11 protein-coding genes are annotated in these 12,703 nt (G+C 45.9%); 2 read left to right on the top strand and 9 right to left on the bottom strand.

Annotation, left to right across the window (positions count from 1 at the left end; all coding sequences use genetic code 11):
• Window positions 1-58 precede the first annotated feature (58 nt).
• From H8K52_RS06885 to H8K52_RS06900, 4 genes are all read right to left on the bottom strand, one after another.
• Window positions 59-3,004: a TonB-dependent receptor gene (locus H8K52_RS06885; RefSeq protein ID WP_186922149.1), complete on the bottom strand. Its 2,946-nt coding sequence runs from the start codon at window positions 3,002-3,004 to the stop codon at window positions 59-61.
• A gap of 537 nt (window positions 3,005-3,541) precedes the next feature.
• Window positions 3,542-3,847 carry a hypothetical protein gene (locus H8K52_RS06890; RefSeq protein WP_186922150.1) on the bottom strand — a complete coding sequence of 102 codons (306 nt, stop codon included), beginning with the start codon at window positions 3,845-3,847 and terminating at the stop codon, window positions 3,542-3,544.
• A gap of 154 nt (window positions 3,848-4,001) precedes the next feature.
• Window positions 4,002-4,574, bottom strand: a complete 573-nt coding sequence (locus tag H8K52_RS06895) for an outer membrane beta-barrel protein (RefSeq protein WP_186922151.1) — start codon at window positions 4,572-4,574, stop codon at window positions 4,002-4,004.
• Between the two features lie 181 nt (window positions 4,575-4,755).
• Complete coding sequence (locus tag H8K52_RS06900; protein WP_186922152.1) at window positions 4,756-5,211, bottom strand: Lrp/AsnC family transcriptional regulator; 456 nt, start codon at window positions 5,209-5,211, stop codon at window positions 4,756-4,758.
• A 317-nt stretch (window positions 5,212-5,528) separates the two neighbouring features.
• Here H8K52_RS06900 and rocF point away from each other — a divergent pair, with 317 nt between their 5' ends.
• On the top strand, window positions 5,529-6,449 hold the full coding sequence (rocF, locus tag H8K52_RS06905) for an arginase (protein WP_186922153.1): 921 nt from the start codon (window positions 5,529-5,531) through the stop codon (window positions 6,447-6,449).
• 77 nt (window positions 6,450-6,526) lie between these two features.
• Here the strand turns inward: rocF and proB are convergent, their stop codons facing one another.
• The 5 genes from proB to H8K52_RS06930 all read right to left on the bottom strand — a co-directional run bounded on the left by proB (window position 6,527) and on the right by H8K52_RS06930 (window position 11,128).
• Window positions 6,527-7,648, bottom strand: coding sequence for a glutamate 5-kinase (gene proB, locus H8K52_RS06910; RefSeq protein WP_186922154.1), 1,122 nt, complete (start codon window positions 7,646-7,648; stop codon window positions 6,527-6,529).
• Window positions 7,649-7,827: 179 nt separating this feature from the next.
• Entirely contained in the window at window positions 7,828-8,937 is a 1,110-nt protein-coding gene (cgtA, locus tag H8K52_RS06915; RefSeq protein WP_186922155.1) for an Obg family GTPase CgtA, read from the bottom strand.
• Window positions 8,938-9,300: 363 nt separating this feature from the next.
• Entirely contained in the window at window positions 9,301-9,555 is a 255-nt protein-coding gene (gene rpmA / locus H8K52_RS06920) for a 50S ribosomal protein L27 (RefSeq protein WP_186892094.1), read from the bottom strand.
• A gap of 52 nt (window positions 9,556-9,607) precedes the next feature.
• Entirely contained in the window at window positions 9,608-9,919 is a 312-nt protein-coding gene (gene rplU / locus H8K52_RS06925; protein WP_186892095.1) for a 50S ribosomal protein L21, read from the bottom strand.
• Window positions 9,920-10,096: 177 nt separating this feature from the next.
• Window positions 10,097-11,128 (bottom strand): glycosyl hydrolase family 18 protein, encoded by a 1,032-nt coding sequence (locus tag H8K52_RS06930; protein ID WP_186922156.1) that lies wholly within the window; start codon window positions 11,126-11,128, stop codon window positions 10,097-10,099.
• A 326-nt stretch (window positions 11,129-11,454) separates the two neighbouring features.
• On the opposite strand from H8K52_RS06930, the gene ispB reads away from it, so the two are divergent.
• Complete coding sequence (gene ispB, locus H8K52_RS06935) at window positions 11,455-12,384, top strand: octaprenyl diphosphate synthase (RefSeq protein WP_246464336.1); 930 nt, start codon at window positions 11,455-11,457, stop codon at window positions 12,382-12,384.
• Window positions 12,385-12,703 lie beyond the last annotated feature (319 nt).

Genomic DNA, 12,703 nt, shown 5'->3' on the forward strand with positions numbered 1-12,703 from the left:
ATCGTTAAGCCGCGTAATTTTTACGTCAGACTAGTCAAATTAGATCGCCAAGCCGATATCAAAATTTGTAACGTGCTCCGACTAAAAATTCACGTCCTGTCACGTTATTCACCACCACACTATCGCGGGCACGGCTGATGAATTGGTCATTGGTTTGATTGGTCAAATTCGAACCTTCGAAGCTGATTTCCCACTTATCATTGATTTTATAAGTGACCGACATGTCGACATTGAGCGTACTATTTTTGCCTTCGACGTCGTTATTATTCTGCCCGGGAACACGAGTCAAGAAAGACGACCGCTTGGATGCTGACACACGCGCACTGAAAGCACCATCATCATAATAGAGCGTTGCGTTCCAAGATTTCGGCGACAGATTTAACAAGTCATCGGTGATCGTTATTGCGCTCGTTGGTGACACCACGTATTCAATCTTAGATTTCACATAAGTGTAGTTAAGCAGCGTACCGAAATTCTTACCCCAGCTTGGTAAGAAAGTGAAGGGTTGTTGGTAATTCAATTCAAATCCACTCAATTTACCGCCCTTGGTATTAATCGGCGCAGTGACCTGAAATACTTCTTCCCCAGTGAAATTGGCTGGCAATAACGACATAGGCAAACCCGTGTCTTTAAATGCGACGTTGGTGCGTATGCTTTGGATGTAGGTGTTGATATTCTTCTGGAATAGTCCTAAACCGAGAAAGGCATTTTTGCCAAAGTACCACTCGAAGTTTGAATCAAACGTATTCGCGCGGAAAGGCTCCAACAAGGGATTGCCGCTGGTCACAGACAAGGTTCCGGTGGTGGAAATAGTTCCGCCGGGATTGAGGTTACCTAGTTGCGGACGCGCCATCACCTTTGCGGCAGCGAAGCGAGCAATGACATCTTTTGATAAATTGACAGCGATGTTCACGGATGGCAAAACATCGATATAAGAATTACGAACCGTGACTTGGGTACCGCCACCATTTGCTTGATAGCCAGTTGCAATTTGCTCGGTCTGTACATAGCGCACACCGGCATTGCCGCGCACTGGGAAACCTGCAATATTATTCGTGAAGTCACCCATCACAAATGCGCTCTTATCGTTCTCAGTGACAGCACGATTATTACCACGTGCATTGCCATTGGTAATGGAGGACAAGGTGAAATCACCAGGACCGCCAGCAGGTCCGCTCTTTAAACAATTACAGTAAATATCGTAAGCTTTGGCGATGGCGTTTAAATCAGGGATCAGCCAAGATGTGGGTGTGCCGGCTGGCAAATTTTGCCCGCGTCCAAAGCCGGTGAGTTGTGTCGTTAAACTGGCAATCGTCGTTCCAGCCGCAGGTGCAAAAATGGTGTCATTTTGATTGACGCGACGAGACTCATACGAATCGAAAGCATACTTCTTCACATCAACACCAGCACGCAAAGTCAACTTATCTTCGATCGCATCCCAGGCGAAATCGACGTGCGCCACATCGTTGCGATTGTTCGCACCTTGTGGTCGGATACGAATTTCGCTGGTCGTTGTATTAGCGACGGTTGCGGCCTGTGTTCCGCTGGTTACCTGCGGCACCGAAGCCAAGGTCATGGGGCCAGTGCTAGACGCAGGGTCAAACGGATAAGTAATCACGGGCAGGCGATCATTATTACGAAAATCCAAGGCATAGCCATTGACATTGATCGCATCCAAGGTCGTCGTCGTCTGCACCGGATTGGCAAACTTGGAGGTAGCGCGACCTAGCTTGGCACTCATACGCAGAGTTTGACTAAATTGATGATCAAGACTTAAGGTCGGTTGCGTGAAGGTGGTCGATAACTCATCAAAACGCGATTCAGCACGGACATCAACACCGTTATACAAGCCATACAATAAGGCACCATTCGAGGCATATTCTGTTTTCACCACACTCGTTTGCGGCTTGCCACCTTGGCTAGCGCTGCGGCTAAACGAGATCGCTTCCAGAAAGTCTTCTTGGCGTGTTGCATCCAATTTTGAGTACAGCAAATCTAAAGAAAAAACCGTGCCACGTTGCGGCTTATATTGCAGCGATGCTGTTAAACCGAGGCGATCTTGATCATGCGTTAAGCGGCCATAACGTGGCAGGCGGGGGACAAAATTATTCGCAGAACTGGCGAGATTGTAGGCCGCAATATTCTCGGGCGTATTTGGCAAACGCGACACGCCTTGCGCCGCCGGCCCGCAGGTAGTCGCGGTCGACGTTGTCGGATTGGCAGGTGTAACACCTATCGGTGCGCACCAACCACCAGAGGAGGGTCCATTGTCCCAACGCACAGTACTGAAACCCTCTTCATACACACGACGCTTAGAAAATGCCCCAGACAAAAGAACGCCGAAAGAATTATCAGCCGTCGTATTCGAAATTAAGAAACCAATCCGTGGATCCGTCTTTTGTGACAGATCGTTGTACCGCCCCTTCGCCATTACGGTCGCATTGAAACCGCGCAGATCAAACGGGCGCATCGTTTGTAAATCTACCGTCGCCCCGAGCGAGCCTTCATCCACATCGGCAGATGCGCTTTTACGCACGGTCAGAGAATTAAATAATTCCGAGGGAAATACATTGAAGTCGAAACCCCGTGAACGATTGGCGCCGCCTGAACTATCGGTGCCGCCAGTAGTCGCCAAACCTTCAATGCCGTTAATACGAACACGAGTAAAATCCTGCCCCAAACCACGCACAGTGACGCTTCGACCTTCGCCAGCATCACGATCAATCACCACACCCGGAATACGCTGCAGTGACTCTGCCAGATTCGTGTCGGGAAACTTGCCCATATCTTCCGATTTGATGACATCGACAATGCCGTTATCATCCCGTTTTTTATTCAAGGCATTCTCTAAAGAAGCGCGCAAACCAGTGATGGTGACGGTGGTGGGAAGTTCGTCAACTTTTGACTTTGCGTCCTGGGCATAAGCACTGCTAATCGCCAATGCTAAAACCGAACTCGTGAATGCTAACTGTCTGATGTTTTTTTGCAGATTTTTGTTGCGCATGATCGTCTTCCTTTTGTCTCGGATAATTTTTGGTTAGTTGGCACAGGAAACAGCACTGGTGATTGAAAACGATCAATACAAACAAGGCTAAGGTTTTCCAGTCCGACTATCTTTGAACCGATTCTAGAAGTAATTGGGCGATCAACGCGAGAACTATTCACATAGACAATTTATCAATACCCAATCGAAAAGCAGGAAATTGTGCTTTTTGCAAAGTAGCTTAAATTTTAATTAATCAACAAATTTCGCCTAAAAAATGGCTAAAGCGCGCCAAAATAGACAAAAACAGGAAATAACTCATTTCCAGAATTACTTATGAAAATCGACTTTAGCACTTTTTAGGAGAAAAAATATTTTGCCTGTAGACGCCAAAAAACAACAATTGGTCTTACCACATAATAAATTTGGTTCACCAAAACAGCAAATTTGGTCAATCCAGATTACATCACTGTCATACCAAAATGTACTGAATACGGCATAAAAAGGGCAGCAACTACACCTCGATTGATAGCAGAAAGTCGTCAGAACACTGAGGTACTAATCTGCTTTACGGAATTTCAACATTAGCTCATTGACTGCAATCTTGCTGGGGATATGATGATCATGCTGCAGCTGCATATGCAAAACCAGATTTTCTAAGTTTAATTTGGCGACGATCGCCAACAACATAAGGAAACGCTCACTCTCGTTAAAGCTGTCCATGTTCATTGCAAGCTCGCACACGTGACTAGCAACAATTTCACGCAATTCATCTTGCTTAAACGGCAAACCTGCAAAATCAATAGCGCCTTCGCTCTCCATTGCCTGCATTAAGTCCTGCAACAATTCAGGGGTAATTGGCATATTGCCCTCCAAGAAGTGAGGCCTAAAAAAACTGGACCGTCATCAAAATAAATACAGACTGTACGCCCGTTTCAAATCGAAGCAAAATGAATAAAGCAAAAAAAAAGGCTGACCATCAAGATCAGCCTAACAAACTTCACTGCCATCAGCACAATCAGAATTCAGATTGCAATCCGATAGTAAAACTCGTGACACCGGAAGTTGTCTCAGCAATACCAGCGACCTTCACATTGCGATGATCCACCTCAGCACGAATCGCCACTTTTTTATCGATCTGATACATAACTCCCAAACCGATCAAAGGCTGTCCAGAATAATGCGTCTCAGAACCAGCACGATTTCCCACACTAGCAACGACTTCACCTTTCATAAATGCCACACCAAGTTTGGCAAAGCCGATGAAATTATTCATTGGGGCCGTTCTCGCAACTGCCGCAACATCGGCACCACGGCCATTAAAAGTCGCCTTCAAAGACGATGCAGTCGCACCAACTTCATTTAAATAAACATAGCTGCCTTCAACGCCAAAATTAGGTGTGAAGTCATAGCCGCCAAATAGCTTCCAGCTACCAGCCGCTGTATGGCAACTGTTTGCACCCGCGCAATCAAAATTCCATTTAGAACGGCCTACAGAACCACCAAAATAGCTAGTCTGCGCTGCGGCATGCGCACTCAACAATGCACTACCCATAACCAAGGCCGCAGCCAGAATATTTTTCTTTAACATGAAGGATCACCTTTCAATGAGTTTTAAAAACCCGATTCATGATGCGCTACGCATCAATTACGGGCAGAATCACCAACGACACGAGCGCCATTGGCACTGCATTTCGTATTAATTTGGCATTCTACCTGCATGCTTACGCAATGCGCAGCAAAACTTTACGTTTCGTTGTGTAAAGTTAGAGTTAGCGTATCGGCAAACTACTAACCGGCTTGATCTCTTCCATGCAAATCATCGAACGAAGATTCCCTACACCCGGCACTTGCATCAATTTATCTGTCAGAAACTGCGACAAGCCTTTCAGATCGCTAGCAACCACCTTGAGCAAGTAATCAAAGTCTCCGGAAATGGTATGGCATTCAATAATGTCAGGAAAAGCCATCAGGTTACGTTCAATCTCGCGAACATTACGATATTGCTCTCTGTCGAGCGATAGACTAACGAAGGCCATCACACCTAGACCAATCGCCTCCGGTGACACTTGCGCTGTATAAGCTCGAATCACGTTAGCCTCTTCTAAGGCGCGCACCCGTCGCAAGGTTTGCGGTGGTGATAAATGTATCTTCTCTGCCAGTTGTAAATTGCTGATACGGCCATCGACTTGTAAATGCCGCAAAATACTCAGATCATAATTATCCATATTTCCCAAATCCCCCACAAATTTTACCAAAATTCGATATTTAGACACTATATTTCTAAAATATACTAATATTCGACTTTAAATTTCTATAATCTTGATTATAACTGACAAATACGAAATCATATTTTTATCTGAACGTCTATAATTCGTGCACCTGATCGATGTGAAATAGCCATAATTTACCGCCAAACTATGCAAAAAATGTTCGCAATCGTTCAGCAAGCCAGTACTATTACGCCCGTCAGCGCAATCACACATAAAGCGCTAATGATCAAACTAAGAATTACATTTCAGTTTTTTGAAAGTGACAACCAAGAATGAAAACGATCTCACTCATAGGCGCACCAACCGACGTTGGCGCTAGTGTTAAAGGTGCGGGCATGGGCCCTGACGCTCTACGCGTAGCGGGTTTGGTACAAGCGCTGGAAGCCAGAGAATTAGCGGTGATTGATCACGGCAATTTGCATGGTCCGGCAAATCCATGGCAAGCACCGATCAATGGCTTGCGCCATCTGAACGAAGCGATTGACTGGAATCAAGCGGTCTACGATGAGGTTAGCAGCTCCTTGAAGCTTGGCCATATGCCAATGATGTTAGGTGGCGATCATTGCTTGGCGATAGGCTCAATCAGCGCTGTTGCAAAACATTGCAAAGACACTGGCAAAAAATTGCGCGTTTTGTGGTTTGATGCGCATGCCGATAGTAATCTCTCTACCATCAGCCCGACTGGCAATATTCACGGCATGCCGGTTGCTTGCCTGATGGGCCACGGTCCAGAACAATTAATCGCCTATGGTGGTTACACTCCTGCCATGCAGCCGAATGAAATCCGTCAAATCGGTATTCGCAGTGTCGATGATGGCGAACGTCAGTTCATTCACGACATGGGCATTCCTGTTTTCGACATGCGCTATATCGACGAACATGGCATGCGTGCGGTGATGTTAAAAGCACTCGAAGGTGTTGATGACAATACCCATATCCACGTTAGTTTCGATCTCGATTGTCTCGATCCAGACATCGCACCAGGTGTTGGCACTGCGGTACTTGGTGGCCCAACCTATCGTGAGGCGCAATTGTGTATGGAGATGATTGCGGATACTGGCTTACTGGGTTCGCTCGATATTGTGGAACTTAATCCTGCATTGGATTTGCGCAATCAAACGGCGATCTTGGCGGTCGACTTAATTGAAAGTTTGTTCGGCAAATCCACTTTGGTACGGATGGCTGATAAATAAATCATCACCATAAAATAAGAAAGCCCGCAGAATGTTCCGTTTTGCGGGCTTTTTTGTTAATAACTACCAATCGGCACTTAGGAAACCAAGACCAGATTATCTCTATGAATTAACTCCGGCTCTTCCACAAACCCTAAAATACTTTCAATCTCAAAAGACGCCTTGCGCATGATGCGACGCGCGTCACCACTGCTGTAGTTACTTAAACCCTTCGCAATGGTTTGACCACCAACGTCTACACAACTCACCACAGCACCACGACCGAATTCACCCCGCACATCAGACACGCCGATTGCCAGCAAAGACTTACCTTCGTCGCGCAGTTTACTCACAGCACCTGCATCTAATACGATTTGCCCCGAAGTCTGCAAATGATCCATCATCCATTGCTTACGTGCGGCCAGCGGCGCCATGTCCGAACTCAATTGCGTACCTATCGCCTCGCCGTTCGCCAGACGAACCAGCACATTGTCTTCACGCCCCCAAGCAATCACGGTATGCGCACCAGAACGTGCAGCGCGTTTTGCCGCAAGAATCTTGGTCAACATGCCACCACTCCCAAGACTAGAACCGGCACCACCTGCCATCGCCTCCAACGCCACATCACCAGCCCGCGACTCATGTACAAATTGCGCATCGGGATTTTTGCGCGGATCCGCAGTGTACAAACCTTTTTGATCAGTCAAAATGATTAATGCATCGGCTTCAACCAAATTCGCAACCAAAGCACCGAGCGTATCGTTATCGCCAAATTTAATTTCATCAGTCACCACCGTGTCGTTCTCATTAATTACCGGCACGATGCCGAAACCAAGCAAGGTCAACAACGTGGAACGTGCATTCAAATAACGTTCACGATCCGCCAGATCCGCATGCGTCAATAAGATCTGTGCGGTTCCCAAATCATGCGCGCGAAAGCTAGTCTCATAAATCTGCGCCAAACCCATCTGCCCGACCGCCGCACAAGCTTGCAACTCATGCACGCCGGTAGGGCGCGTTTCAAAACCCAAACGCTGTCGCCCTTCGGCAATCGCGCCGGAACTGACCAGCACGACCTCTTTACCCATCGCTCTTAGCGCAGCAATTTGTTGCGCCCAATTGGCGATAGCAACTCGGTCGAGACCACGCCCTTCATTGGTGACGAGAGAAGAACCGACTTTGATAATCAGGCGTTTGGCGTTTTGGATTAGGGATTGCATGGGGGTTTTGTATCGCGTTTTCATTCGGAATTGAATCGCGCATATTATACATTATTCTGAATTTATTTTAATTTCCAGAATTTTATTCTGAATAAATATTATAGGAAAATGAAAGTAAACGTAAAAAGAGCCGAACAAGTCGGCTCTTTTTACATTTGCATCAATTCGAAATAGTCGAATTAATCAATCACTTTAAAACGCGGATCATCTGGATCAATCGACAAAATCCCCTGAGCTTCTTCTTTCATCTGGGTCTCTTGTGAGCGTTGCTCTGCTTGACGCTTCTCTGCTAAATGCGCATAGATGTCGTTAACCAAAGCTTGGCAACCTTCGTGATTCAAGGCCGAGATTTCAAATACTGGGCCTTTCCAGCCGAAGCGTTTAACGAAATCTTTGACGCGTTTTTTGCGATCTTCTGCATTCAAAACGTCGAGCTTGTTCAAGACTAACCAGCGTGGTTTTTCTGCCAGCGATTCGTCGTACTTGGCTAATTCTTTAATCAAAGCTTTTGCGTCTTTAACTGGATCAACATCATCATCAAACGGTGCTAAGTCAACAATGTGCAAGAGCAAACCGGTGCGTTGTAAATGCTTGAGAAATTGTACGCCAAGGCCAATACCATCAGCTGCGCCTTCGATCAAACCTGGAATGTCGGCGATCACGAAACTCTTTTCGTGACTGACACGTACCATGCCCAAGTTTGGATGCAAAGTGGTGAAAGGATAATCGGCGATCTTTGGACGCGCATTGGAAACAGCCGTGATGAAGGTCGATTTACCTGCATTTGGCAAACCCAAGAGACCCACGTCTGCCAAAACTTTTAATTCCAGCTTCAGTTCGCGGCGTTCACCTTCTTTACCATCACTGCGTTGGCGTGGTGCGCGATTAGTTGAAGATTTAAAGTGGATATTGCCCCAACCACCTTCACCGCCACGCGCTAACAAAACTTCTTGGCCATGCTCAGTGATATCGGCGATAACTTCATCGGTATCTCTGTCCATAATTAAAGTGCCGACTGGCATGCGCAAGCGAATGTCGTCCGCACCTTTGCCGTAGCAATCTGCGCCACGACCGTTTTCACCGTCTTTGGCTTTGTGCAATTTGGAATAGCGGAAATCGACTAAGGTATTGATGTTACGGTCGCCGACAGCGTAGATACTGCCGCCTTTGCCGCCATCACCACCATCCGGACCACCGAACGGGCGGAATTTCTCACGACAAAAGGATGCGACACCGTTGCCGCCGTCACCTGCGATGACTTCGATTCTTGCTTCGTCAATAAATTTCATGTTTGCCGCCTAAACGAAAGGGCTTTTCAGCCTTGATTCCCAGTCTTTCTTTTTGGTGGCATCTGGTGTGATCTAGACGCGCTTAAAAACTGAACACTGGGTGATTACGAATTGAGAGTCTGAACGGGCTATTGTGCTGTTTTATTTCACCAGCAGCAATAGACAATGTTCTAAGACAAAATATGCTAATTGGCTAAGGCAATTAAGCTTGACGATCGCTACGATCATCGTTTTTCACAAGGCAGTTAATTAATACTAATTTTTAGCACTTGATTGTGATGCTTACTTCTAAATCCTCTGAAAACCAAAAAGGCTCTACCTATGGCAGAGCCTTTTTGTTCAGCAAATTGTCAACTTAATAAATTAAGCAACAACCATTACTGTTTGACGCTTCAACGCGCCTTTGATCGCAAATTGTACTTTGCCTGTTACCAGAGCGTACAAAGTGTGATCTTTACCCATACCAACGCCTTCGCCTGCGTGTACTTTAGTACCGCGTTGACGAACGATGATACCGCCAGCATTGATAGCTTGGCCGCCGTAAACTTTAACGCCTAAGCGTTTTGACTCTGAGTCACGGCCGTTGCGCGTGGTGCCGCCGCCTTTTTTATGTGCCATTTAATAGCTCCTTGAATTCTAGTGAATATGCTCTACGTCGTTCTTAACGGAATTAACCGTTGATAGAAACGATTTGCAGTTCAGTGTAGTTTTGGCGATGACCTTGGCGCTTTTGGTAATGCTTACGACGACGCATTTTGAAAATGCGAACTTTGTCGTGACGACCTTGGTCGATTACCTTAACCAGCACCGTTGCACCTGCGACCAATGGAGTACCAAATTTAATGGTTTCTCCAGCACCCATAGCGAGTACTTGATCGATAGTGAATTCGGAGCCAATGTCTGCAGGTATCTGTTCTACTTTAAGTTTTTCACCAGCGACAACTTTATATTGTTTGCCACCGGTTTTTATGACCGCGTACATGTGAAACCTCATCAAATAAATAATAGGGATTCCCGAGTGCTTTTACTGACAGTTACTGAAATTATCAACAAAAAATCAAGGGAACTGAGGATTATACATAGCTTAGCGAGGTCGGTCAAAGACTTTTGCATAATTTTTCAGCAGTCGTATTCAATTTATTACTTAAATATCAAGCGACTAAGGCACGGTTGTTTTCAAATTGATCTTGGCTTGTCCTTTCACTTTGCCTTTAACACCGTGCAGTCGCTGGATCTCGGCCCAAGTTTGGGCGCTACGCCATTGTGTAGCACTTAATTGTAGATCCCAAAGTGCGATTCCCACTCCCAGCACCCTAGCCTCTTGCAAGTGTGCTGAGATACTAGAACCCAAGCCTCCTTCACCCCACGTATCTAACCAAGTTGGCATGCCCATCAAGATTTGATCAGCCCGATATCCTGCTTTCTTGCCATAAGCCAATTGCCAACTGTATTTAAAAATAGGCGCACCGCCCTCGCAAACCGACTTATTCTTTGGTGTAAAACTAGCGTTACTACCCTCATACAAATCTTGATATCCCATACTATGAATGGCATCAATCTGACCTTGCCAATCTCGCCACCAACTCATGTTTGGCGCATTCGCGCAAGGGCTATGAAAACTATCAACGGTAAGAATTTTTTTCTTCAGTTTGAGTTGCGCACTTAAGTTTTTGACAAACTGCGCATAAGCTACTCTGTCAACATCGAAATCCCCCTCACCCTCTAGATCAAGATCAATACCGTCCAAACCGTACTCTTGCATGGTGACGATAAGAGAAGTAATGAAATCCTGGGGATTATCTTTAAATGCCCGTCTTGCCCAGTCCCAGTCCCAATGCTGAATGATCTGCGAATTGTTATAAACAGTTAATAGTACTTGTATCTTGTGAGCCTTTAATAAATCAATGACTCGTCTGACATCTTCCGTACGTAATAGTTCGCCAACGTTATTGGTTGGAGCAAACACCACACTTTTGCCATCGCTGGAAGGATTCCAAAACTGCAGACCAACCCTTGTAAGACCCGCCAAAACATGTGGATTTTTATCTAGCGTTTGCGTCGTTTTCTCTAGGCCATAAACTGGAATCCATCCAGTCACATGTGCCCTAACAACTGTTCTGGCGGTAGAGGTATTTGACAGGATTGCGGCAAACAAGAAGAAAACACCGATAACAGTTCGATTCAGCAACATACAGTACCTTTTCAATACAAAGCAGATTAAAGCGACTGATGCATTCTGCGCCAATAACTATTACTTGCAATTGGTGTTTTATTGTATTGATCAAAGGAAGATCACTTAGCATTCACACCAAACCCTTCTGACTCATGTCGAAACAACGCTAAATACGTCAACAAATCTGAGCAAATGAAAGTCAGCAAGTGCAGAAATGGTCATTGTCTGTGCAGCCTTCTTACGGCATCGTATAATCACGCCACATTTCAACTTTGCTTTTGCAGGATACGCCCTTGTCTGCCACGCCTAACCAAAACACCATCAATCAATTGATCGCGCCCGACATGGATGCGGTCAACTTGGTCATTCGCCAACAATTACATTCTGATGTGGCGCTAGTGAGCCAGATTTCGGAATACATCATTAATGCGGGAGGCAAGCGCATCCGGCCAGTGCTGGTCCTATTGATGGCTAATGCCTACAGCTATCAAGGCAAGCATCATTACGATTTAGCCGCCATTGTTGAATTCATTCATACAGCAACCTTGCTACACGATGATGTCGTGGATGAATCCTCACTGCGTCGCGGACGTCAAACGGCAAATGCTCTATTTGGCAATGCTGCGTCCGTTTTAGTTGGCGACTTCTTATATTCACGCGCCTTCCAAATGATGGTATCGATCGATAGTATGCAAATTATGCGCATTTTGGCTGATGCTACGAATGTCATCGCTGAGGGTGAGGTTTTACAACTACTTAACATGCATGACCCTGATGTCACAGAAGAACGCTATCTCGAAGTCATCCGTTGCAAAACAGCAAAACTCTTTGAGGCAGCTGCCGAAATTGGCGCCTTAATCAGTGGCGCCAACCCCACACAAATCGCAGCTGCCGGGGAGTATGGCCGTTCATTAGGAACCGCATTTCAACTCATTGATGATGTCTTGGATTATTCTGGCAAAGCGGATGAAATCGGGAAGAATGTCGGTGATGATCTACGCGAAGGCAAACCAACTCTGCCTTTGATTCATTTGATGAAAAACGGCAATGCTGAAGAACGAGCATTAGTCAAAGCCTGTATTAAAGAAGGCGATGAATCCAAGTTTGACGCTATCTTGAGCGCGATCACGAATTCTGGCGCACTCGATTACACTATAGCCGCAGCGAAAAAGGCTGCGCAAAGTGCGGCAATGGCAATTCAAGATTTGCCTGATTCCGCCTTCAAGCAAGCTCTAACCGATTTGGCACTTCTGGCGGTCAATCGCAATCACTGACATACTCAGCGCGCAGCCAACACCATGTTGGCTGCAGCCAACTCTTACCTCCCATCAAATACCCGGTCTGCGGACACCAGCGCATTTATCGTGTTTATACGACAATCTCAAACATTCATCCTCACGTAACACCTCCCCCCAGCTCTCAATATTTCAGGGAAAAGTTGAAAATTAAGCACTTTTCCAAAGAGAAGGACGCCAATTACAACATAAAGACAGCACTAGGCAGAGCTTCGCTCCTAATTACCAAGTAAGATGCCTGTTTACAAAAGTCTTACTTAGTTGCATTATCACAAAGCAAGCATTTACACATCCTCTT

The organism is Affinundibacterium seohonense, from assembly GCF_014284305.1.
Lineage (GTDB): Bacteria > Pseudomonadota > Gammaproteobacteria > Burkholderiales > Burkholderiaceae_D > Undibacterium > Undibacterium seohonense.